Source organism: Bdellovibrio bacteriovorus (assembly GCF_041888015.1).
In the GTDB taxonomy this organism is placed as follows: Bacteria; Bdellovibrionota; Bdellovibrionia; order Bdellovibrionales; family Bdellovibrionaceae; genus Bdellovibrio.
The window spans coordinates 2,546,052-2,568,988 of sequence record NZ_CP168968.1 but is presented as its reverse complement, the minus strand read 5'-3'; the positions used below and the strand labels follow the sequence as shown (position 1 = coordinate 2,568,988).

The following is a 22,937-nucleotide window of genomic DNA, read 5'->3' as shown; positions in this document are numbered from 1 at the left end:
CGGTCGAGTCCTATTGAGGTGCGGGGTTCATGTGATATACGGTCTGCGTTGGGTACGCGAAATCGACCTTCATATCGGCGGCAATCTTCAAAATCTCAATAAAGATTCGTTGTTGATGTGCCAGCTCTTCAGGCCCAGTGTATACCTTTAAATGGAAATTGACGAGCACATCCAGCGAAGAGGCATTGTAATTGTTAAAGTGAACTGTGACCGTGTCCGCAATGACCTTTTCATCGGACTTGATATAGTAGCGAACGCGATCACAGAATTCTTCAATTTTTGCCGGTGAAGTTTCATACGTCAGTCCAAGGATTTGGCGCACACGGCGGGCTGGTCGAACACCCATATTATCCACGGTTTCTTTGGCCATCATCGCATTGGGGATGGTAATCAAAGAATTGTAGAAAGTACGGACGCGAGTCGAGCGGAAACCGATTTCTTCCACAGTGCCTTCCATGTCCTTGATCTTCACCCAGTCGCCCACTTGGAAAGGACGATCAAACAAGATAGTGATCGAACCAAACAAGTTCGCAGCGGTATCTTGAGCGGCCAAGGCCAAAGCCAAGCCCCCTAGTCCCAGGCCGGCCAACAGAGACATGACATTCAGACCGAAACTTTGCAGGACAATCAGGAAACCCATGACCACGACAAAGATCTTTGCCGCTTTGGAAGCAAAGGGCACTATTTGATCGTCGAAGGTGCTGGGGGTTTTGGAAGTGTAGTCCGCCAGAACCGAGCAAGCGGCGTCGACCAGATAGTAAATCAAGCGAATGATAAAGATCGCAATCAAACCACGAAGGAAGTGATCATAGTATTTGGCAAACTTCCCAGAAAGCTCAGCGGCGTCACCGGCCGCGAACCACAACAGAATCACCAAGATCCAAGCCAAAGGACGATCGGTATTGGATTGTAAATAGTAACCCCAGAACGTTTTTGGATACTTTTTGACGATGGGATTGTGTTTTTTAAGTTCTTTAAGGATGAAGTGGAACAGGGGGCGTAGGACGAAAATACCCACGGCAAAAGCCAGCCCCAGAAAAGCCCATTTCCATGTGGACATAATAAAGACGGTAGATTTCAGGAACTCACTCATTTCAGCCGAGAACCACTGAGAGTCCTCAAACAGAAACTTTTCCATGCTGGACAATTCTTTCATATTACATCACCTGCAGATTGTGACCGGAATAAAGTAGTACAAGTAAAATGACTCCAAGGACGATACGATAGTATCCAAAGCCTCGGAAGCCGTAGCGAGACACTATACCGATAAAGAACTTGATCGCAAGCATCGCGACAAGGAACGCCACTACGCAACCCACCAGCAAAACATTGATTTGTGCGGGCTCAATCGTCTTATAGATTTTCAACAATTTATATAAGGTTGCTGCGGCCATTGTTGGGACCGCCAAGAAAAATGAAAACTCAGCTGCCTCTTTTTTATTCATGCCAAGTGTCAATCCACCCATGATGGTGGCTGCGGACCGGGAAACTCCCGGGATCATGGCGATGGATTGAAACAGTCCCAGTTTGACTGAGTCTTTATATGTCAGATCGTCGGTTTTTCGGCCCATCATTGTCAGGTGTGCAAATATTTTGTCGGACCAAATCAGGATCACTCCACCGACAATCAGCGACCAGGCCACGACATGCACGCTGCCTAAAAGGTGCTCGACGACATCTTTAATAATGAAGCCGATGATCGCGGTAGGCAGGAACGCCACGAAGAGCTTTTTGTAGAATCCCCATTGGGGAAGGAAACGTTTCCAGTACAAAACCAGAACCGACATGATAGCGCCAAACTGAATGATCACTTCAAAAGCTTTGGTGAAAGAGTTGTCTTCGATTCCCATCATGGAGCTGGCAATAATCATATGCCCGGTGGAGGAAATGGGCAGAAACTCGGTGATACCTTCGACAATGCCGAGGATGATGGCGTGGAGAAAACTCATGATGAAACTCTCTTTCGCTGCATAAAAACAGTCGCCCACATCATTGAAAAGAAGCGTTGTGGGTTCAATATTCGATGGGTTGTGTCAAAAGATTTTAAGATTTGTTTAAGATTTTGGTATGCAATGCTCAAGAAAGGTGAATATGATTTTTTTACCACGGAGGGGGTTTAATATGAAACGTGCATTACTAGTTGGTGCGGTTTTGTTCGGTTCTCAGGCGTTCGCAGGCGAATACCTAGTAAAGTACACGAACACACGCGCTTTCAACATGCTGAATACAATGACGACATCTAAGGTGTCCACGGTCCAAATGATGGATCACAACGACACTGCAAGCTTAGTTCTTGTAGACATCGCGAAGAATCACGAAGCTCAGGCTTTGGCTTCTCTTTTGGGACAGCCAGGAGTTGAGTACATCGTTCCTAACTTCAAAATCAGAGCTTTCGAAGCGCCTGTTGATGCAGCAGCTTTGAAAGAACAATGGTCTATCGCGAAAGTTCAAGCCGAGAAAGCTTGGCAGCGCGCGGGTAACAAAGGTAGCAAAAACGTTATCGTAGCGGTTATCGATACGGGCGTTGATTACACTCACCCAGCTTTGGCTCCAAACATGATCACGGGTTATGACTTCCGTGACAACGATGCTGATCCAATGGATATCACTGGTTTCCAAAACCCAGGTCACGGTACACACTGTGCGGGTGCGGTTGGGGCAACTGGTTTGATCGACGGTGGTATCGTAGGTCTTTCTCCGGAAGTTTCCATGATGCCACTTCGCTTCTTGGGTGCTGACGGTTCTGGTGACTTGAACAACGCGATCAAGTCTATCGACTACGCTATCGAAAAAGGTGCACACATCATCTCTGCATCTTGGGGTGCGGCAGTTCCTCGTAATCAAGCAGCTCCGCTTCTTGAGGCAGTGAAACGTGCTGATGATAAAGGTGTTATCTTCATCGCAGCTGCTGCGAACGATGGTAAAAACAACGATAAAACTGAAATGTTCCCAGCGAACAACGGTTATCCTAACTCTATCACAGTTGCGGCTTCTGGTCCTTCTGATGCAAAACCATCTTGGTCTAACTACGGAACTGCAACAGTTCACGTATCAGCTCCAGGTGAAAACATCATGAGTACTTTGCCAAACAATAAGTACGGAAACCTTTCTGGTACTTCTATGGCGACTCCGCTAGTGTCTGGTTTGGTGGCTTTGATGAAAGCTCAAGATCCTTCTCTGACTGGTGCGCAAATCCGCGCTATCCTTCAGACGACAGGTGCTAAAGTTTCCATCGAAACTGCATGTAACTGCCGCGTTGATGCTTTTGAGGCTGTAGAAGCTGTTATGTCCAAGAAAATGGTTGTTGTTCCATCTGCGGCGACAATCAAAACTTCTGAGACTTTGCCGCTTTCTGTATTGAATGGTAAAGCTCCATTCAAATTCGCTTCCAGCAACACTTCTGTAGCAACTGTATCTGACAACGGTACAATGACTGCAGTAGCAAACGGTTCCACTGTTATCACAGTAACTGATGCAACTGGTAAAACAGCTTCCACTTTGAACATGCACGTAGGTGCTTCTTCTGGTGGCGGTAACAACCCAACGCCTCCAAACCCAGGTCAACCTGATCCAGGTCAGCCGGGCGAGTGCCCACTGGGTGATCCAGCGATTTGTCAGATCATCTGCCAAATCAAACCAGATCTTCCATTCTGTCAGTAATTAAGAAGGCTCCCGATAAGGGAGCCTTTTTTCGTTTCTACCCGAAGGCGCCCTTGAAACGCCAACTGCTGCGTTGGGCGTCGTCGACGTACCAGTGGTACGCCTCCTTCTTCCGCCTTGCATTTGACATCTCCTAGACCGCTTCGGTAGTTTTGTTTTAGGGGGCATCAGTGTCTTTTTATTCTCAGGCTTTTACGCATCTTTCGGTTTCTAAAAAATCTTATACACTTTGGGTGACTTTGAATAATCCAGAGCAGAGCAATGCTATTTCGCTGGAGATGGTGGATTCTTTGACTCGGGTTTTGAAGTTTGCGGATTTTGATCCGGAAGTTCGGGTGATCGTTCTGAAAGGCGAAGGGGCTTCGTTCTGCGCGGGGGGCGATGTGAAGGCTATGCAGAACAAAACCGGGATGTTTGCCGGTGAAAGTAACGAGCTTCGCATGCGCTATATTCATGGTATTCAGCAGATCCCTAAATGCATTGAAGAGCTTTCGACCCCGGTGATTGCGATGGTCAATGGGCCTGCGATTGGCGCGGGATGTGATTTGGCGATGATGTGTGATTTGCGTATCGGAACTGCCAAATCCAAGTTTGGTGAAACCTTTGTCAAGCTGGGGTTGGTGCCCGGGGATGGTGGGACGTTCTTCTTGCAGCGAGTGATCGGGTATAGCAAAGCCATGCAGATGTCTTTGACCGGGGATCTAGTTTCCGGCGAAGAGGCCTTGAAGTGGGGACTTCTAAACTATCTGGTAGAGGAAGCGACCTTGGAAGCCGAAGCTGAGAAGTTGGCGACTAAGCTTGCGGCGAATCCTCCGGTGGCGGTGCAGATGACCAAAAAGGCGATGAAGATGGCTTACTTGAATGATCTTTCGACCATTTTGGATATTTCAGCGGCTTATCAGGGTATTACTCAACGCACGGAAGATCACTTCCGGGCATTGGAAGCGATGAGAGAAAAGAAGTCAGCGGACTATCAAGGGCGTTGAGCGATCTTTTCCAGATCCTCGGCCCGAGCGATCAGGTTTTCTTGAAGATTTTCTTTTTGTTCGGGGCTGAGGCCTTTCCAGAATTTTTCAGCCAGAAAGATTTGAAAGGCATATTTGTGGGCGTTTAAAGCTTCGGTGAATTCGGGCAGACGACTGGATTCATAGTCGGTGTAATAATCCAGGACAAATTTTTTCAAAGCTTCTGGATTTTGACTGGAATTCAGGAACAGCTTTAAGCTGTGTTCGCGGCTTTTGTTTTGAAGCGCCCACGGATAGGGATGGGTTTTGAGGAAGTCTTCCAATTCATCTTGTTGTTTGGCGGAAATCCCGCCGATCCAGAACTCCACCGAACGGCGATAGCGTTTATAGGCCGTGCGCTGAGCCTTTTCTGCCGTGTCATTGTCTTGTTTGGACTCTTCAATATCAGCGCGGACTTTTACGGCGAAGTGATCAAACTGATTCTTTTTTAACTGCGTGGCTATTTTGGCGGCTGTGTTTTTGAAATAGCCTGCGCCTTTTTTGAAATAATCCTGCACCAGCATAAAGTTCTTTGCCAGCAGGGCCGGATTCATGTGGCCTTTTTTGATTTCAGGCTCCAGTTCGCGCAGAGATTGGGCGACTTCAGGCAGCAGTTCTTTGCGTAACCGAGTGATGTCTTTTTGTAAATCTTGTTTAAGTTCTTTTTCCTGCTGACTGGTCAGATCAAAATATTTATCGGCGCGGGAAACCGCCGTGACATCAGCCCAGCGAGCCACCATATCCAGGCGGCTGCACCCCAGGGACATCAAGATCGTGAAGAATAGAAAAATCTTTTTCATCCTATCTTTGTTTTAAAATGGCCCGTCGTAACAGCAAAGCCTCAATGACAAGATACAGGATAAAACTGACAGTCAAACCGACGCCTTTTAACAAGGCCCAGTTGGTGGTGCTCCAATAAAGGGCCGCCCAGGTTGCCAGCGCCGCATGGATGGCAAAAAAGACGCCGACACGGAAGGTGATGCCGTTCATCCGGGATTTGATTTCTTCCGGAAATGTCTGGCCTTGTTGTTCTGCAAGATAGACCAGCAAAGGTTTTTTCATAATCAACGAGCCCCACAGCACAAGGGTGAAAGCGCCCTCCATCAAAGCCGGCTGAAGCTTAAACCAAATGCCTTCGGATGAAATCAGGGAAACACCACCCAATACCAGCAACATTCCATTGCCGATCCAGGTGATCTTTTGAACTTTCTTGTGGCGGTAAAGTTCCCAGATGATTTCACCCAAACCGAAGATCATCCCGGCAATCAGGCCCGGAATGATCCCGTAATATTCTTCAATAAACGTAAAGGCGATAACCGGAAGAAGGCCGCCGAAGAAAAGACCAGCGGCCGTTTTTTTAGGGGCCGGGTTCATGGGGTTTTGTCCAGAAAATCCACCGGCTGACCTTGCGATGGCAAAACGACTTGATCGCTTTCCATCACAAGTTTCCCGCTGACAATCGTGTGGGTGGGCCATCCGGTGACCTTCATGCCATGGAATGGCGTCCATCCGCAGCGGCTGGCGATCCAGGAATTATCAATCGTCATTTCTTTTTTCAGATCCACGATCGTGATGTCAGCGTCATAACCTTGGCGCAGGCGGCCTTTGTTTTTAACTCCAAAGACTCGGCAAGGATTTTCAGTCACAAGCTCGGTGAACTTGCGCAGACTTAAACGGCCGTCGTTCACATGATTCAGCATAATCGGCACCAGGGTTTGCACGCCTGGAACGCCGGAAGGACTTTGGGGGTACGGTTTTTCTTTTTCTTCACGCGTGTGGGGGGCGTGATCGGACCCGATCACATCCACGGTTCCATCTTGCAGGGCTTTCCAAATGCGATCTAAATGGCGCTTTTCACGAATCGGCGGATTTTGTTGGGCATAGGTGCCCAGTTTGTCGTAGCAGTCTGGCGCATACAAAGTCAGATGCTGTGGCAGGACTTCAACTGTGGCGATGTCTTTGGCGTCTTTTAAAAGATCCATTTCTTCGCCCGTGGATACGTGCAGTACGTGAATCTTACGACCAGTTTTACGAGCCAAACGCAGCAGTCGGGTGGTCGAGTTGACGGCGGTTTCGACGTCTCTCCAAACCGGGTGATAGTGAGGATCTGCCATATCCACGGCAATGTGACGTCTTTCACGCAGGCGCATTTCATCTTCGCTGTGGAAGATAATACGACGATGCCCCTGCATCAGGATCTTTTCCAAGGTTTCGTCGTCCTCGACCAGCAGATTCCCGGTCGAACTTCCCATAAAGATCTTAATCCCCGAACAGTGGGGCAGAAGCTCCAGCTCAGCGATTTTATCGACGTTGTCATGAGCTCCACCGATAAAGAAGGCATAGTTGGCGTGACAGCGGTTTTTGGCGCGGTTCAGTTTGTCTTCGAAGGCCTCTTTCGTGGTGGTCGAGGGGTTGGTGTTCGGCATTTCGAAAATACTCGTAACTCCACCCAAGATCGCGGCGCGGGTGCCGGTTTCAAGGTCTTCTTTGTGAACCAGACCCGGTTCGCGGAAGTGAACTTGGCTGTCGATCACTCCGGGCAGGACGTGCAGTCCGTGAGCTTTGATGATTTTCAGGGTCGGTTCATTGATGGATTCTCGGATCTTTTCGATGCGTCCATCTAGGATGGCAATGTCGGCCTGCTGCTCAATCAGGCCAGTTTCAGAAGGATGAGGCAGCAGGCAGGTGCCGCCTTGAATGATCAGATCGTAGGGACGTTGCTGAGACATGTATCACCTCGGAATGCCTTCAAACCTATCATTAGATACCTTCGAAGGTCCAGCGTTGACGAGGCCTCTGGGATAGGTGAGAATTTGAATTGTGACAGTTGAAAAATTTCTCTCCTTCTGGGACCAGCACAATACCGCCATCATTGAGGGCCTCGTAGCACTCATTATTCTTATTTCATTGCTTCTGGCCTATCGCGCCTTTTTTGCGAAAAAAGACAAAGGCGCAGGCGAGATGGGGAACGGCTCGTTGGATGCCGCTCAGCTTGAAAAAACTCTGCAAAAGATTTTAGACAATCAACAAGCCTCCGGGAAATCCCCGCGCAGTGCTGCTGCGTCAGAGGATTTCGGGGTGGATGTGGAGATGGATGAATCTCCGGCTCCGGTGCGTGTGCAAGCGGCGGCTCCGGCAGCGGCTGCTTCCGTGAGTTCTGCTGAAATTGAAGCGGCGAAGGAGTCTGCGGCGGAAGTGGCCCAGCTTCGTTTGTCTTTGTCTGAAGGACACCAAAAAATCGTAGAACTGCAAACTCAATTGCAAGCAGCCCAGGCATCTGGCCAAGCGGGTGAGGGTGGGGCTTCTTCAGCCGAGGGCGGAATGTCTTCCGCTGAAAAAGAAGAACTGAATGGCAAGCTTCGCGATCTGGAAGCTCGTTTGGCTGAATACGAAATCATCAGCGAAGACATCGCGGATCTGTCCCGTTACCGCGATGAAAATGAAGATCTGAAAAAGCAGTTGGAATCTTTGAAAGCCGGAGGCGCAGCAGCACCTGCGGCATCGCCAGCGGTTGAGGAACCAGCGCCAACCCCGGCTGCAGCCCCAGCAGTTGAAGAACCTGCTGTCGAGGTTGCCGCAGAACCCGCACCGGCTGAAGGTGGTTCAGATCTGATTGATGATGATTTGATGAAAGAGTTTGCAGCGGCAGTGGAAGGTCAAAGAGCCTTGGACAAAGCTGCTGAAAAAGCCGGGGATGGCAGTGAAGAAGCTGCGAAGTCCGGCGATGAAACTAATCAGTTGATGAGTGAGTTTGAAAACTTCGTTTCCAAAAAGAGTTAAAAGCTATGAACAAGTTTCTTATGGCCTCTGTTTTGTTTGCGGGACTTTCTTCAAGTGCTTTGGCGGCAGGATCTAAACCTTCATCCAGCACTTTAACTTCTGCTTTGGAGTTGTTGAAACTTCCTGGTGAAAACCGCCGGATGGTGGTCCAGGTTCAGGGCGAAAAATACTATCAAAACTTTGTTTCATTGGCATTTAGTGAGGCCCAACCTATGGGGCTTCGTTGGCGCGCTTTGATGGCAGCGGCCGAGGCTCGTGGAGCCAAGTCGACGCCGGATCTGGTGAAAGCGGGATCTAACAGTCAGTGGTTCATGCGCAATGCTGCGTTGATTGCATTGGCTGATGTAAATCCGGCGGAAGCTGAAAAGCTTGCTAAAAAGCTGATCAAAGACAAAGCCTTGGTGGTTCGTTCCGCTGCGGTGGACACTTTGGAAAAAAGCGGTTCTTTGGATCGCGAGCTTTTATGGGAAGAGTTGAATCAGGATTATAACTTCAAAAACCGCCAAAGCCTTTGGATCCGTCATCAAATCGTCGAAGCCTTGGCAAAAAAACCGATGGATCGAGAGATGTCCTCTTTCGCGGGCTTATTGACGGATAAAGACGCCCGGGTTCATCTGCCCGCTGTGCGGGGGTTGGAAAAGCTGACGGGAGTTCGGCTGAACGATAAGCCGATGAAGCAGACCGCCTTGGTCGATCTTTGGAAAGACTATATTAAGAAGAACAATTAAAAGAAAAGCCGGGGAGACCCGGCTTTTTTAGTGAACTTATTCAGAAGCGGCGGCGCCGTCAGTAGGGCTCTCTGTGGACCCTTCGGTCTGTTCGGGGGCGTCGGTATCTTCGATGTCCTCTTCCTCTGGAAGATCGGGCTTAGCACTTGTCAGGGCTTCATTCACAGAAGACGGGGTTTTTGCCAAAACCGTATTACAGGAGGCTTTAACTCGGAAGAAGTGCTTCCACATCTCGCCGTCAATTTTTCCTTTGATCTCGGGGCTTTGCAGTTCAGAGCCCATGTAAGAGCTGGTGTTGCCAAATTCCTTAAGGCGTTTCAGGCGAGGGATTTTGCGTTCGCCATCACATTCGCCTTGAGAGGCTTTGCCACCTTCGGCAATAAAACTAAAAGCCTTTGGAGGAGTTTTTCTTTTCGCCAAAGCCAAGGAGCCAGGGTTCATCATGGGCTGAAGAAGTAAGACGCTGGCAAAGATCACGATTCTTTTAAATTTGCTATTCATAGATAAAATCCTACGGATTTAGAATCCGGCCTTTTTCAGGGCTTCGTTAATGATCAACTCACGCTCAATGCGATAGAAGATGATTTTTTCTTCCAAACCGTCGGTTTCCATTGTTTCAGGCTCCGAGAAGAAGTCTTTTAAAATCTCCATACGCTTTTCAATAGTCACACGCGTGGATTCGCGCCCCTCGGTTTTGCCGCGGGCAAAGATCAGGGTCAGTTTATAGCGGATGCCACCGGATGGGCGCTCGGTCTGGCCTGGCGGTTGCCAGCCATCAATGCCTTTGATGTATTCAGTTTCAATCACGCCGGTGTCTTGGTTTTCTTGGGCGATCGGGTACTTCAGGACCGCGTGGGCGGCTCTCCAGACGTTGTCGTAAGGAGCGAAGAAGACTTTTTGTTTGTTGATTTGGCCCATGCGTTGGTGGGCGGAAGGCTTTTTATCGAACAGGCTGCACCCAAATAAGGAGCAGCCTGTGATAATCACAAGTCCAAGAAGGATTTTTCTAGAAAGAGACGGAACTGTGTGTGACATGTGTTGCGGCTTCAATCATAGCAGGACCCAGGGCCGCTTGTGAAGTAGTTTGGCTGCCCACGAAGTTCACTTCCCAACGTTTTTTACCAGCGATTGCGGAATCATTCGGCCATTGAGGCAATTTCACGCGCTCAGCCCAGTTTGGTGAGTAAACTTCCCATTGTGGGTTCAGGATTTTCACCTTCGCAGAGCCTTGAACCACTTCTTCTTCCTTGGAAAGAACAGAATAAGTCGCAATTGGGCTGACTCCGTCGATTGTGTTGAATTTAGGCATCAAAAGCTCGCCCGCCTGCAAAGTTGGATCTGGGATCAGAGGCAACATCTGAGGAGTCGTGCCCGCAGCAAACGGAAGCAGAGTCGCACTCATGCGGTCGCCGCCAGATTTAAGGTCTGCTGTTTTCTTAAGCACACCCAGAACCATAGGGTCAGAACCTGGAAGGGTGTTCAGGCCCATTTTCTTGCCGTTTTGGATGGACTTCACGTCTGTCGGGATCAGGTAGCCGGATTGGTTCGCTACGCCGACAGCGATAAAGGTTTCGTCTGAACGGAAGCCTGGGGCTCCGACGTCTTTTTTCTCGGTGAAGTTCATTTCACGAGTTGGCATGTCCAAGCGTGTGCTGCCGGATTTCACTTCGATGTCGCGAACGGCGCCACCGTTGATGGTGAAGGAATTGATCAGCTCATAGAATTCGGCCCCGCCACGAAGAGCGTCCACTGTGGATTTGAACGGGAATCGGCCGCGAGCTGCGAAGACGCGGTTAACACCACTGTTTCCGTAGTAAATACGGTAAGTCGGTTTATCCAGGTTGATAGTGAACAGGCCGTACTTTTCGCTTTGATCAGGTACGGAGATGTTGGCCGGGATGTCGATGTCCTGACCCATGGCAGAGATACGGTCAAACTGCGGGCTGATGACATTATTGATGTCAAAAGCCAGAAGGTCCATTTTAGAGAACGCTGGCATCACCAAACCGAAGTCGACATAGCCATCTTTGTTTTGGATCGGAAGACCGGAGGTCACACCTTTAACTTCATACTGAGTCTTGGTCGCTTGAGCGCGAAGTTTGATCGTCAATGCGCCCGGCTCTTGATTCATATAAGTGCTGCGCAGGAAGCCTGGGGCTTGAACTGTCACAGGAAGGCCCGTGTTCCAAGCCGCTGGGATTTCAACTTGGCCGTTGTCGTCTGTGGTCAGGAAGTTGCCAGCAAACGGGGAGTTTAAAGCGTCACCGATCAGGATTTGCGCGCCTTTTACAGGTTTGTCGTCAAAAGTGCGGATAGAGATGACGTTGGTGGATTGCTGCCAGAACAGACCGGCAAAACCATTAGTGTCGTTTTTTTGAGTGCCTTTGTGGTCCGAACAACCCGCAAGAAGTGCCGGGACGGCCATGGCCATCATGAGTTTTTTCATTGTTTATCCCTCCGTGGTGGGCTTTGGGGCCCTTTTTTCATTTTCTTTTCTAGAGCAGCGGTACTAGTGACAGGTTCTTTCTCGCACTGCTCGCTCGGTCCCCTTCGTTGGAGTCCGAATAATCTGTCATGACCTGTAATTGCATTGCGGAAAAGTCACAGGGTCAAGACCTAAGGCGAGGAATTGGGTAAAATTTAAGGAATCTAATTTAACGCAAAGCCCATTATTGACTTCCTGCGCGTTCACAACTAAAAATCTTGCTTCACGCACTTCCAACGGGGCTTCGTCCTTGTCGGGTGTGTTACTGTGTGGTGGGGTAGCTCAGCTGGTTAGAGCAACGGAATCATAATCCGTAGGTCGGCGGTTCAAGTCCGCCTCTCACTACCAATTTTGTTCTTCGATCGTGTATCGAAGGAAGTTTCGCAAGAAATGAGCCTCTTGGCGAAACACCTAAACCTGCAGAAATGCGGGTTTTTTTATGCTCAAAGCCTTCCAGAAACTCGCAGCGCCTAGCTTTTAGTTTCGCATCTCCTGCTGGAGTGCGAACAGTTGCGAACACTTTGCGAACAGTTCGCTCAATCGCGATTATTTTTCTTCACATTCTTCCGCTTAGACTCAAGATCACGAATAGCATTCTGAGCTCTAGAAGATTTCACCTTGGCGTAGTGTTGAGGCATTCTTACGTCCGACCAAGTGCCCATTTGTTGTAAAGCTAACAGATCGCCAGTTTCGTTGTAGAACGAGGTTGCGCCTGTGTGCCTTAGGACGTGCGTGGATCTATACGGCAGTCCCGCTGCGGCAAATGCTTTGTCGTATCTGTATTGAACCTGTCTATACGTTAACATTTCTCCATCAATGTGAAAGATAAGTTCACACCCCTTCTTTGTGGGTAGCGTGGATATCAATTCCGCAACATCTGTGAACAGATTTAAAGTATAAATACTTCCTGCGCGTAAGTTCTTCGTGCCTGGAGTAACTTCGCTCAACATCTCCTTGATTCTCGGCCAAGTGATATGTTCGCAAAGATCATAGACCTTTTCGTTCACGTTAAGGTTGCGCCACTTCATGGCCGTTACTTCTGATACTCTAAGCATTTGCTTGAGTTGTACAAATGCTAGCACGTAAAATAAGTAACTGTCCTTCCGAAGTTGATCCAGAAATAGTGTAGTTTCGTCGTCAGTCATATATTTTTTGGCGATAATCTTTTTTGCTTTAACTTTAATTTGTTCACTATGTCTTTTCTTGAAGGGTAAGATGATCGCCGCATCATCATAATTATTTTGATACCAACTGAATAAGACTTTTAAAGTCTGAAACTCTTTTTCAAATGATGTTCTGATTGAACTCTTAATGTAGTTCTGTTTCCAATCTGTGATTAGATTATCAATGTCAGAGGGTTTAATAGATTCAATTTCCCTTCTTAAAATTGACTGAAACGTCTTGGAGCATTTTTCGTACTGTATCGCGGTGTTAAGTGCAAGACTCGGCCAGGTATCCCTTTGCCATTTTTGCAAAACGGCTTCAATTGTTGGTGATGATTTACGGTTAGCGTCCGCTGGCTCAGTAACGGAAGAATGAAGTGTTTTATCAATGGCATTTTGCCAATGACGAGCTTCCTCGAGCGTGGCGAAGTATTCAAATTCTCGCTTCTTTGAGCCTCCTAAAGGCAAATATCTTCTAGCACAATAGGCCTTGCCTTGTTTTGGCGATTCGTATCTTTTGTTCTTTTCATTCCAGGTGTGCGCGCGACTAATCCCTGGAGCGTTCGGCACCGCAGATAAGATCCGCTTCCCTCGAAATGTTTCTAAGTCTTTTTTCGACATCGATGGTTCCTCTCTAGTAAGAAACTCCTCGACGTGCACAAGATTGAAACGGACTGATCTTCCGATTTTTTTATAGGGAAGACCATGCAACATTAATTTATCCACCATACTCACTGAAAGATTAAGCTTCGCAGCTAATATCTTTTTCGTTATTAGGTTGAGGGATTCATTTTTTGCGAACTCCTTTCTCGTGCCCCAGATTGTCTCGGAGCTAGTTTGATCCCTCATACCCATATTTCTTCCAGTTTTACTTAATAGAGCTACCAGGCGGTGTGGTACTCTCGGAAAATATTCCCCACAGTTTCATAACAACCTTGAAACTGTCCGAGTTTAATCTTATATCCGTGCTACCAGCGCCGCCGTAATCAACTGTGACGCTTATGAAGGTTTCGTTTTCAAAAGTTAAGGGAAGATTAGGCAAACGAGGATTTTTCCATATGAATAGAGAAGAAAAGAAGGTCATTGAGCTGGTTAAGAAACGCGAAGAGCTATTGAGCCTCTACGCAAATTTTTGGGAAGAATGCGCTGGTGGATGTGATGACTCATATGGGTGGATCGTATCTGAATGGATTGAGGCTTCACTTTCTGGAAACCTGACTCGACTCTTCGCTAGGCAGCTACTCCTTTCTGCCTATCCGCCATTTCTTAAAGACTTTGAAAATGCCAAAGTGGGTGATCTGGATCAACTAGCTAATCGTTGGGGCGGTGATTTTATTACGGGTAAGTTTCGTCCAAGGACATTCGGTTATAGAGAAAAGAGTTACGATGAAGAGCAGGGTAAATTAAGAGAATTCAGTGATTACTACACGCCTACAGATTTAATTTTAAATCCCGCTATTCTGGTGCTGAACGATGGCTTTCTTGTAGATGGCGAATTCAATGCTACAGAAGCAGATTTTGAATCGCCAAAATCATTCGCTGATTTAGATGCTAAAGAGTTCGATTTAGCCCAAGATCCTAATCGACTTTTGTGCTTGATCAATCTAGAGCGAAGCATTGACGAAATTATTCATAGCATTAGAAATATCAGATCCGAGTATGTAAAACGACGACCCAAGCCAATCGGTGGCCTCAGAGGGTTGGACATTGATGATGCCGATTTGATGCTATTTATTGCCTCTATTAATGGAATGCCAATGGATAAGGTGGCCCGTGTTTTAGCCACTTCGCTCCGGGCTTCCGATACGGACTATCACGCTTTAGTTGAAGAAAGAAATCGAAAGCGCCTCCCAGAGCTACTTGCTTTCGTTGATCCTTACTCGAAGTTACCGGCGGAAAATTCGCCGTTTGGCTAAGATTCCATTGGCTTCTTGGTTGGATACTCTAGAACCGTCGCAGGAGGCGACATGTTTCAAAAAGTATCAAGGCAAAGACCCTGTGAAATCTGCGGTAAAAGTGACTGGTGTACTTATTCAAATACCTACTCACTTTGCCGCCGCACAAACACAGGTCATGGTAAAGAAAAGTCAGACCGCAATGGCGACGCATATTGGGTTTATAGGAATGGGGATTCTCCGGCAAGTAACTGCCACCAGAGTCGATCGAATGTTCCCAAGAGACCGCTTAAATGCATTCAAGCTTCATCTGTTGTAAATCAAGAAATTACACAGATTTTGGGGTTAGAAAAGGCTCACTGGGGTAATCTATATAATCGTGGCTTAAGAGATGAACATATTATCCAGGGCGAATATCGTTCTATTAATCCTCAGACACTTAACCTCTTGTTAGGAAAACTGTCAGGTAAATACCCCGTAGAAACCTTACTTAAGGTTCCGGGTTTTTGGAAAGACCAAGATCAAAAAATCAGAGCTTCGCAAATCTTTGGAATGATGATTCCCGTACGCGACGTTAAGGGGCGAATTACAGCATTTAAAGTTCGTCGAGATAATGTTCCGCAGGGAGAAAATAGATTTCTTCTTTTCTCACATAAAAATGGTGTAAGCGCGGGTAACGAGCTTCATATTCCGATTTTTTCATCTGAGAATCATGATGTCATACGCGTTACTGAAGGCGAATTAAAAGCTGACATTGCTACCGTACTCAGTTCAGTTAAGACGATTGGTATCCCTGGGGTATCCTCATGGAGGTCTGCAATTCCGTTTATTAAGGAATATAACTACAAACGTGCACTACTGGCATTCGACTCCGATATTTACGATAATAAAAATGTCGCAAGAGCGTTTGTGGAAGCGTACGAAAATCTAAAAAAAATCATTAAAGTTGAGATTGAAAAATGGTAGCGAAAAACAAGGGCAAATCGGCCAAGAAAAGCGTCAAAACTAAAACAGGAATTGACGATTTGTTAGCAGCAGGTGGAACTGCTGAAGCTGTCGGTGGTGATAATGCTGATGAGCTCGTCGAAACAATAAAAAATACGCATGATTTAATCAAAGAATCGTCTCCTTCTGATGGAGGCGAATTTGATATCTCTGGCTGGCTTAGAACATATAATAATAAAATTCAAAAGTATCACGAGAACGACAAGGGTGGAAAGTGGTACTCCATCACAAATTTTTCCGGTGAGATTGTAGAGGCAATTACAGAATGCTCAAACGGTCAGAAGACAACTTTTTTTATTGTGAAATTAACATTGTCTTCAGGGGAAACATTTTTGACAGAACGCATGACCACCAAGCAGTTTGATGAGATGTCCTGGTTGAGGCTGTATGGGTCATATCACGTACAGTATGTCCCAGACGCGAAGAACATCCTTGCTATTAAAGTGGCTATTTCAGACAACAGTAAGGCAGTAAAGAATAGTGTATTAAAGAGTGAAATTGGTTGGAGCGATGATGAATCTACTTTGGGCTTTTATCATGCGTCGGGCATTGTAGGAAAAGAATCAGGTTCGGAGCAGATCATTGACGTTGAGGAATCCCTCGAGTCATTTGATCTTTCAGAATATCATTCTGATTTGTCTCTTTCTGATCTCTATGACTATTGTGAAAAAAGATATGAGTTAATGCCGTCGCGATTAAACGTGTTCGGTAGAGGCGCAGTATATAGAGCTCCGCTTAATCATTTTCTGCCGTGTGATACGACGTTGTTTTTTACAGGTGGCACAGGAACATACAAATCATGCTATGCAGGAGTTTTGCAAAGCTCTTACGGCAAGTCATTTGACTATAACAATCTGCCGATTAGTTGGGAGTCCACAACCAACTCAATCCAAACAATGCTAAACATGTGCAAGGACGTCGTTTGTACCATTGATGACTATGCGCCCAATGCCGCCGGATCTAACCCTGAAGAGTTATATGCAAAAGCTGAAAGAGTGATAAGAGCTGTGGGGAACAACAGTAGCCGCAGTCGTCTTAACGGCGATTTTAAAATGCAAAGAACAGTTAGACCTCGCGCAACGCCAATTGGAACGGCAGAGGAAATTCCACGCGGTCATTCAATTTTAGGAAGAATGGTAATAAATGAAGTGAAGCCTGGCGAGGTAATTCCCGAGAATCTTACTCTTGTTCAGGAGGCTGGCCGCAAAGGATATTTTGTCTCACTCCAAAGACGATATATTTCTTATTTATCGCGCACCCCTCCTTCTAAGATGGCTGTTAGAGAATTGAGATCATCATTAGCATCAAAGTTTATGGGAATAGGTGGTCATAGTCGCGGTCCTGAAAATTTGGCTAATTACGCTTTAGGTTGGTCATTTTTTTTCAAATTCTTGGTTTTTGAGTCTGTAATTTCTGAGGCAGATGCAGAAAGAAGAATGAATGAGGTGATAGAGATCATGCGCATGGTTGGAATGGAACAAAGCCAATATGTTAAGCAAGCAGATTCAGTAGAGGAATTCTTTGCACATTTGAGGTACTCGTTGTCTACGGGACATTCATATATTGTTGATAAAGATGGCGGACGCCCGGTGAATTTTCAACAGCTTGGATGGCGCAAGGTAGCGGAAACAAAGTCTTCGGTTGTAGATTGGGAAACTATTGCTAATGCCACTAAGATTGGATGGTCTTCTGATGAGGGGGTTTATTTGGATTGGGATGTTGCCTATCGCCAAGCTCAAAAGGCAGCTTCAAGTACAGGAGAAACCATAAAAACTTCTAGCCAGACGCTTCTAAAGCGAATTGCTGAAGCGGGACATTTGCTAAAGAATGAAAACGAAAATAAAAATCGTTTTAAAAGAATCGTGGAAAGTGTTTCTCGCAAAGTGGTGATTATTACGACCCGCGCCCTCATTGTCGCAGACTAGGTATATCGAAATAACCGGGAAAAGCGGGAAACCGTAATTCCCGGTTTTCCCGGTTTAATAGGCCTACATGTCCCTTTTACGGGTATAAGAGAGTTGTCGGACTTATCCGTCACATCAATGGAGGCATCATGAATGAACTTAGTAGAAAGCAAAAGTCACTTTCTGACCATATTAATTTAGCCGCACATATTTTATCGAGCTTAGCGACATTTGCGTTCGCAACGGCCGCGATTGTTCGGCTAGCTGAGGATGGTCGTTTAAAGATTGAAGAGGAAAAAGATCGCAGCTTATGGCTTGCGCGCTAATTTCATAAACCGTCGTTTTATACACATTGAACAATTTTTTAAGAAGGCCACTAAAAGAGTGGCCTTTTCTATTTCAAAACGCTGTAGCTAAATCAATGCTCAGAAAGGGGAGTCATGAAGTTTGGATATGCAAGGATTTCGACTCGAGATCAAAACCTTATTATGCAGATCGATGCTTTGAAGGCGGCGGGTTGCCAACGAATATTTCAGGATATCGCAAGCGGCGCTATCGATAATCGAGAAGGCCTTCGGGACGCGCTTGAATCAATGAAAGCAGGGGATACGCTTGTGGTCTATAAAATGGATCGAGCAGCACGAAGCCTTCGACATCTAATAGAGATTGTTTCGACCCTAAATGCTCGCGGAATGGGATTTCAAAGTTTATCTGAGTCCATCGATACAAATTCAGCGGCGGGTCGATTTTCAATGCATGTATTTGCAGCGCTAGGGGAGTTTGAGAGGGAGCTGATTATTTCTAGAACCAATAGCGGCCTAGCTGCTGCAAGAGCGCGCGGAAGAGTTGGCGGAAGGCCCAGCAAACTTACAGAGCAACAAGAGCTTATCGCCTATCAGCTATTTAACGAACGTCAGATGACTGTAGACGAAATAGCAAAGAGCTTCGCAGTATCAAGAGGCACAATTTATCGTTCAATTAATAAACGACCCGAAGGTCGATAACCGCCAATAGGCAAAAGGAGCAAAAAATGGAAGAGAAGAAGCTGATCAAAAAGAAAGCCAATATCAATTGGAAAAAGGTCGGAAATCAAGCGGCTGTTGCGTTCTTAAATGGAGCAATCTCAGCACTAGGTGCGATTGTGATTGCGCGAATCGCAAATAGCGGTGCGGATACCCAATCATCACCGTCGGCGAAGGTTACGCCAATTTCTAAGATCGGATAAATTCTGAAGCCAAGGAGGGCTTTTCGTAGCCGCCACCGGAGGCGCATTTCGAGATCTTGGAAACTCTTCCGGGATTATGGAAATAGTTGAATCTGTTTACACCTTTGTCCGAAAAATAGGTGATATGAAAAAAAATCTTGAAGCAATTTTAAAGAAGAAGGGAATGAACCTGAATCAGGTTTCTAAAGTGGCTCAGGTGCCTAAATCCACAATTTATTCTTGGAGTGATCAGAAGTCCGTAAACCTTAAGCAGCTTCGTGCTGTGGCACTCGCTCTTGGGGTTAGCGTGCATGAGTTGGCCTATGGTGAACCTGATCCTCATGTGGGAGTTGGAACTGAGTTTTTAGAAGAACTGTTTTCCGGTGATGTTCGTATCAGTATTCATCGACTTCATAAAGAAAAGAAAGAAAAGGAACCATCATGAATTTCTTAATTGCATTACTTTTAGTAGTTCCCGCGGTCACGAATGCGGCTGACGTATTCCCAATCGCAAAAGTTGAGGAGTTCATAGGCAAGAAGATGCCTTGTGATCTTGCGGTTGCTCATGTGATTCGCGCTGAAGACAAAAGGTACATGGACTGTAAGACAGATTGTCTTCCCGGCGATCGAGTTTATTGCGTCAGTAACGGTATTGTCGGTCAGGGTACAATCAAAGAAAAGAAGGGATGTCTTCTCAATGGCTACTACATGAATAAAGACCGCATGGGGCTCTTAAATGGCCTTTACATAATCGTCGAAGGTAAATCATGTGAAAATGGCGGCTTTGAAGAACTAATGAGTCGCCCATATGGCGCAACTCCGTCTGTAAAAGATCTTTTAAGCAAGCCAATCGGTGGAATGGTTTATCCGACTGTTCTGCCTTCTAAAAATTCAAAGTTTTCAGATTATTTAAAAAAAGAAATTCAAAAAAATAAATAAGAGATGGGGGCTATATGTACGTATTCTCCAAAACAAGTGTCTTTTTATTTCTTGGTGTTGTGGTGTATTTGACGGGCTGTACGAATGGCGGTGGCTTTACCATACCTAAAGATACAGATTCACCGTCGCAAGAGCCGCCAGAGGCGAAGCTCGAAAAAACAGTGCAAGCTTTAAATGCATTGCAAAGTGTCGCGATCGTCACATGTGATAATGGAACTAAGGGATTGCGTGTGGTAGATGCCAATGGAAATATTGATGACGTGGCATGTGGAGGAATGAATGGTGCTGTTGGCGCGACGGGAGCTATTGGTGCAAGCGGAACCAAAGGCGACAAGGGAGATAAAGGTGACAAAGGTGATAAGGGCGATAAGGGCGATCAAGGAGACCAAGGCGTTGCCGGAACTGGGGCTGGACCGGCTTACAAGCTTTATGATGCTGATAATACGCTTCTGAATAACCTAGTATTTTACGCGAAATCTGGAAGTGGTGGATCTGCGACGGTTCAACTTCAGAATACGCAAAATGGATACATCAGTACGTTTGCAGCGCCTGGATGGAACTATGATTCGAGCGTTTCTGTCGGGGCAAGAGTGGTTGATAGCTTTTTTATCTTCTATTCCAACTCCAATTGCACAGGAACCACGTATCGCCTCATGGCTCTTTCTGTAATGGAAGGAAACATGGTGTACAAACATCTGAACGGGAAGCAGTACATTACAACAGGGACCTCGGCTCCGCAGTTTGTTCAGTCGTTTTGGGACGAGCTAAATCAATTGTGCCGCACGGATTTTAGTACTAGCACCGTTGGCACAGATCCTAGATATCGTGTACTGCAGGAAGTTACCAATACGGGATTTCCGACAGCCAACTTGAAGTATCCGCTTTCATCTAAGTATCAGTAATTTTATAAAGTGCGTTCAACGTAATGGCAAAGTGGCGCTGGATTTATCCGGCGCTTTTTATTTTGGGGGATTTATGTTTGTTGAAGAGGTCGATCTAATAACAGTAAGGGGTCGAGTACTGTCAAAGGCATCATTTTTCACGAACGACAAACGAGTGCTTCGGGATTTGATTACCGTGATTGAATCTCTGGAGCAGAGTATATCAAAAGATTTTTATAGCTCGGAAGGAATGTCTCTTGAGGAAATTGAGCAATTTTATTTTCAGTACATCCGGGTCAGACTCTTGCCACATATTCAAGAGCAGTGGGAAGGTTTTCCAAAATTGCAGCAATTTATTTTTAGCTTTAGTTACCGTCGTGTATTTCGGCGAATGTCTAAAGTTCAATTTTTGGTGGCCGCGGTCATGGCTATGGAGGCCTGTAGATAAGTTTTGATGGGGCGATGCCCCATTTTTGTGTCAGTACGGCATATAGGTGTCAGTGGGCCTAATTACGGCAAATTTCCCTTGTTAGCAAATTCACTTGAAAACCTGGGGCTGATCGATACATCTTTTTTAGAGAGAGGGAGGAACTCATGAAGTTTAAGGAATTGCCAGAAGGTTATTATTTTATCCGTGGAGTCACCGACTTCGTTTATGTCGAGAAACTTGAAAATCCCGAGGCATGGCCCAGCTACATAACCGAGCTTGAAGCTGTAAAGGTTGTTCATGATGGAAGAACTTACAAAAGAGGTTTGGAAATCGTAGATGAAATGGAAGTTGAATTTAAAACTTATGAAGAAGTGCGAAAAATACGGAAGGCGCGAGGCGCAAGCATTAGCCATGTTACGCGGCGTTTGAACAAAAACCAACCATTAAAGGGAAAGAGCTTAAATCTTGCTCTTGATCTTATTGGCGGAAGCTCAACAGGTGATCAATTTTTTGATGGGATTGCGGTCAAGCTGAAAGCCGGTATGCCTCTCAGTGAATACGAACTTCACTATATGGTTGATGTTCGATTAGTTCATGCGCGAGTTTGTGTGTAGAAATATTTGCTGAATTCTATAGGTGAGACAAGAGTCGTGGGGCTTTGCCTTGAAGGTAAGCCCTTAAGGTAGGCTCATCCCAATCTGGATCAATAAAAATTACTTGGTTTTGCGCAAGGGCTTCAAAATAGGTTATTTCTTCTGCAGGGCAAATTCCAAATGCGACATTCTCCCAAACGAAGGTGTAATCGTTGAGCTTCCGCCACTCTCGTTCCCATCTAAAGTCTGACATGCTACTCGGATTTACAATTTGAGGGCCGAAAGTTTCACATAGGTGCATCATAGGGATGAATGCTGGATTATTGTTTGTCAAAGAGGTGTTAAGAGAATTAAGTAAGTTCGTATTTCTGCTGTCCACGTAGAAGATAGGATTTCCACCCGCAGCTCTCACATGTTCTTGCCAAAAAGCTAACCCATATTTTTTGTAGCGGTTACGTTTACGAATAGTCGCCTGATAAAATGATCGAAGCTCTCTCAATGGTGCTTCCGAAAAACAAACAGACATAAGCCAATTTGGATCGGCATGTCCATTTACAAATACCTGATTGAATTGGGCCCGGTATCTGTTGATTTTAAGCTTAAAGTATCCGAATGGTGACCTAGCCAAAATGGTTCGGGTGTTTAAAATGTCTATGAGTGAATTTTTGGCCCTGACGGCGGGATAAGTAGCAATGTCATATCCGGGTGGGCCTCCCGGAACGGTTTTAGGCACCCAATTTTCATAGCTACCGTCCTTCGTCAAATGTACTAAAAACTGAGACAGATCAGCTCTATTTTGGAAAAAATTACCTGCCCCCGGCATCTAGATCCTTCCTTTACGCGTTGATTTTGGCACTCCGTTCGCATATAGACAAGGTATGACTCAGAATACTAAACAAGATATTTTTTATATCGAAGATCGTTTGGACCTTTCCTTTGAAGAAATCAAAGAAAGAGCACTCGATATCGCGGATCAACGCGCTTTAGAAAACGGCTGGTTAAAATGCCAAGTTTTCCAGGTGGGGAATCCAAGCATCAAAGAGGGTGCAAAGATCTATCAGTTTGAGATGAGCGCAGTTCAAGACGAAGGAAATTTTTCGACTGAGAAAACCCAGGAAGTGGTGAAGTCTTTCGCCAGTGCTGGCAGGGTGGCTATTTCTAGAGATTTAGATCTTTAATTCCTTTCTGAAATATAAGTTCTTACGAGGCCTTTTGACTTTTCAAAGGGCCTTTTTATTTTTAGCAGTCGGGATAGGATGCCCGATG

General features: G+C 46.1%; 26 protein-coding genes and 1 tRNA gene. 17 read left to right on the top strand and 10 right to left on the bottom strand.

Going from position 1 to position 22,937, the window contains the following annotated elements:
- Positions 1-10 precede the first annotated feature (10 nt).
- Both ACES2G_RS12285 and ACES2G_RS12280 read right to left on the bottom strand, forming a co-directional pair.
- Positions 11-1,138 carry a mechanosensitive ion channel family protein gene (locus ACES2G_RS12285; protein WP_374000330.1) on the bottom strand — a complete coding sequence of 376 codons (1,128 nt, stop codon included), beginning with the start codon at positions 1,136-1,138 and terminating at the stop codon, positions 11-13.
- Positions 1,139-1,157: 19 nt separating this feature from the next.
- Complete coding sequence (locus tag ACES2G_RS12280) at positions 1,158-1,949, bottom strand: undecaprenyl-diphosphate phosphatase (protein ID WP_374000329.1); 792 nt, start codon at positions 1,947-1,949, stop codon at positions 1,158-1,160.
- A gap of 172 nt (positions 1,950-2,121) precedes the next feature.
- Here ACES2G_RS12280 and ACES2G_RS12275 point away from each other — a divergent pair, with 172 nt between their 5' ends.
- On the top strand, positions 2,122-3,660 hold the full coding sequence (locus ACES2G_RS12275; protein ID WP_374000328.1) for a S8 family serine peptidase: 1,539 nt from the start codon (positions 2,122-2,124) through the stop codon (positions 3,658-3,660).
- Between the two features lie 170 nt (positions 3,661-3,830).
- Complete coding sequence (locus ACES2G_RS12270) at positions 3,831-4,646, top strand: enoyl-CoA hydratase-related protein (RefSeq protein ID WP_374000327.1); 816 nt, start codon at positions 3,831-3,833, stop codon at positions 4,644-4,646.
- On the opposite strand, the gene ACES2G_RS12265 is transcribed toward ACES2G_RS12270, so the two are convergent.
- From ACES2G_RS12265 to ACES2G_RS12255, 3 genes are read right to left on the bottom strand one after another with little or no spacing between them, the layout of a single operon-like run.
- Entirely contained in the window at positions 4,634-5,464 is an 831-nt protein-coding gene (locus ACES2G_RS12265) for a DUF6279 family lipoprotein (RefSeq protein ID WP_374000326.1), read from the bottom strand. The genes ACES2G_RS12270 and ACES2G_RS12265 overlap by 13 nt on opposite strands.
- 1 nt (position 5,465) lies before the next feature.
- Positions 5,466-6,038 carry an inner membrane-spanning protein YciB gene (locus ACES2G_RS12260; protein WP_374000325.1) on the bottom strand — a complete coding sequence of 191 codons (573 nt, stop codon included), beginning with the start codon at positions 6,036-6,038 and terminating at the stop codon, positions 5,466-5,468.
- Positions 6,035-7,393, bottom strand: a complete 1,359-nt coding sequence (locus ACES2G_RS12255) for a dihydroorotase (protein WP_374000324.1) — start codon at positions 7,391-7,393, stop codon at positions 6,035-6,037. Before ACES2G_RS12255 ends, ACES2G_RS12260 begins: the two co-directional genes overlap by 4 nt.
- 91 nt (positions 7,394-7,484) lie before the next feature.
- Here ACES2G_RS12255 and ACES2G_RS12250 point away from each other — a divergent pair, with 91 nt between their 5' ends.
- A complete protein-coding gene (locus tag ACES2G_RS12250; RefSeq protein ID WP_374000323.1) occupies positions 7,485-8,444 on the top strand; it encodes a hypothetical protein in 960 nt (319 codons plus the stop codon).
- Positions 8,445-8,449: 5 nt separating this feature from the next.
- Positions 8,450-9,172, top strand: coding sequence for a HEAT repeat domain-containing protein (locus ACES2G_RS12245; protein ID WP_347359635.1), 723 nt, complete (start codon positions 8,450-8,452; stop codon positions 9,170-9,172).
- 36 nt (positions 9,173-9,208) lie between these two features.
- Here the strand turns inward: ACES2G_RS12245 and ACES2G_RS12240 are convergent, their stop codons facing one another.
- From ACES2G_RS12240 to ACES2G_RS12230, 3 genes are read right to left on the bottom strand one after another with little or no spacing between them, the layout of a single operon-like run.
- Positions 9,209-9,673 carry a hypothetical protein gene (locus ACES2G_RS12240; RefSeq protein ID WP_374000322.1) on the bottom strand — a complete coding sequence of 155 codons (465 nt, stop codon included), beginning with the start codon at positions 9,671-9,673 and terminating at the stop codon, positions 9,209-9,211.
- An 18-nt stretch (positions 9,674-9,691) separates the two neighbouring features.
- Positions 9,692-10,207, bottom strand: coding sequence for a hypothetical protein (locus ACES2G_RS12235; RefSeq protein WP_374000321.1), 516 nt, complete (start codon positions 10,205-10,207; stop codon positions 9,692-9,694).
- A complete protein-coding gene (locus tag ACES2G_RS12230) occupies positions 10,179-11,618 on the bottom strand; it encodes a hypothetical protein (protein WP_374000320.1) in 1,440 nt (479 codons plus the stop codon). Before ACES2G_RS12230 ends, ACES2G_RS12235 begins: the two co-directional genes overlap by 29 nt.
- 310 nt (positions 11,619-11,928) lie before the next feature.
- Between ACES2G_RS12230 and ACES2G_RS12225 the strand changes: the two genes are divergently transcribed.
- Positions 11,929-12,005, top strand: a tRNA-Met gene (locus tag ACES2G_RS12225).
- Between the two features lie 188 nt (positions 12,006-12,193).
- Here ACES2G_RS12225 and ACES2G_RS12220 read toward each other — a convergent pair.
- Positions 12,194-13,441 (bottom strand): tyrosine-type recombinase/integrase, encoded by a 1,248-nt coding sequence (locus tag ACES2G_RS12220; protein ID WP_374000319.1) that lies wholly within the window; start codon positions 13,439-13,441, stop codon positions 12,194-12,196.
- A gap of 437 nt (positions 13,442-13,878) precedes the next feature.
- Between ACES2G_RS12220 and ACES2G_RS12215 the strand changes: the two genes are divergently transcribed.
- The 11 genes from ACES2G_RS12215 to ACES2G_RS12165 all read left to right on the top strand — a co-directional run bounded on the left by ACES2G_RS12215 (position 13,879) and on the right by ACES2G_RS12165 (position 21,692).
- The gene (locus tag ACES2G_RS12215) at positions 13,879-14,736 is read left to right on the top strand and encodes a hypothetical protein (protein ID WP_374000318.1); all 858 of its coding nucleotides are present in this window, start codon (positions 13,879-13,881) and stop codon (positions 14,734-14,736) included.
- A 51-nt stretch (positions 14,737-14,787) separates the two neighbouring features.
- Positions 14,788-15,681, top strand: coding sequence for a hypothetical protein (locus ACES2G_RS12210; RefSeq protein ID WP_374000317.1), 894 nt, complete (start codon positions 14,788-14,790; stop codon positions 15,679-15,681).
- The gene (locus tag ACES2G_RS12205) at positions 15,675-17,645 is read left to right on the top strand and encodes a hypothetical protein (RefSeq protein ID WP_374000316.1); all 1,971 of its coding nucleotides are present in this window, start codon (positions 15,675-15,677) and stop codon (positions 17,643-17,645) included. The genes ACES2G_RS12210 and ACES2G_RS12205 overlap by 7 nt, the downstream gene beginning before the upstream one ends.
- Positions 17,646-17,773: 128 nt before the next feature.
- A complete protein-coding gene (locus tag ACES2G_RS12200) occupies positions 17,774-17,950 on the top strand; it encodes a hypothetical protein (protein ID WP_374000315.1) in 177 nt (58 codons plus the stop codon).
- Between the two features lie 114 nt (positions 17,951-18,064).
- On the top strand, positions 18,065-18,628 hold the full coding sequence (locus ACES2G_RS12195) for a recombinase family protein (RefSeq protein WP_374000313.1): 564 nt from the start codon (positions 18,065-18,067) through the stop codon (positions 18,626-18,628).
- A 26-nt stretch (positions 18,629-18,654) separates the two neighbouring features.
- Positions 18,655-18,849 carry a hypothetical protein gene (locus ACES2G_RS12190; protein WP_374000312.1) on the top strand — a complete coding sequence of 65 codons (195 nt, stop codon included), beginning with the start codon at positions 18,655-18,657 and terminating at the stop codon, positions 18,847-18,849.
- A 124-nt stretch (positions 18,850-18,973) separates the two neighbouring features.
- Positions 18,974-19,273 (top strand): helix-turn-helix domain-containing protein, encoded by a 300-nt coding sequence (locus tag ACES2G_RS12185; protein WP_374000311.1) that lies wholly within the window; start codon positions 18,974-18,976, stop codon positions 19,271-19,273.
- Positions 19,270-19,767: a hypothetical protein gene (locus ACES2G_RS12180; RefSeq protein WP_374000310.1), complete on the top strand. Its 498-nt coding sequence runs from the start codon at positions 19,270-19,272 to the stop codon at positions 19,765-19,767. Before ACES2G_RS12185 ends, ACES2G_RS12180 begins: the two co-directional genes overlap by 4 nt.
- Before the next feature lie 68 nt (positions 19,768-19,835).
- Positions 19,836-20,669 (top strand): hypothetical protein, encoded by an 834-nt coding sequence (locus ACES2G_RS12175; RefSeq protein ID WP_374000309.1) that lies wholly within the window; start codon positions 19,836-19,838, stop codon positions 20,667-20,669.
- A 31-nt stretch (positions 20,670-20,700) separates the two neighbouring features.
- Positions 20,701-21,096 carry a hypothetical protein gene (locus tag ACES2G_RS12170; protein WP_374000308.1) on the top strand — a complete coding sequence of 132 codons (396 nt, stop codon included), beginning with the start codon at positions 20,701-20,703 and terminating at the stop codon, positions 21,094-21,096.
- Between the two features lie 146 nt (positions 21,097-21,242).
- A complete protein-coding gene (locus ACES2G_RS12165) occupies positions 21,243-21,692 on the top strand; it encodes a hypothetical protein (RefSeq protein ID WP_374000307.1) in 450 nt (149 codons plus the stop codon).
- A gap of 16 nt (positions 21,693-21,708) precedes the next feature.
- Here ACES2G_RS12165 and ACES2G_RS12160 read toward each other — a convergent pair whose 3' ends face one another.
- The gene (locus ACES2G_RS12160; RefSeq protein WP_374000306.1) at positions 21,709-22,494 is read right to left on the bottom strand and encodes a hypothetical protein; all 786 of its coding nucleotides are present in this window, start codon (positions 22,492-22,494) and stop codon (positions 21,709-21,711) included.
- Between the two features lie 55 nt (positions 22,495-22,549).
- Between ACES2G_RS12160 and ACES2G_RS12155 the strand changes: the two genes are divergently transcribed.
- Entirely contained in the window at positions 22,550-22,849 is a 300-nt protein-coding gene (locus tag ACES2G_RS12155; protein WP_374000305.1) for a hypothetical protein, read from the top strand.
- The last annotated feature ends 88 nt before the right edge of the window (positions 22,850-22,937 follow it).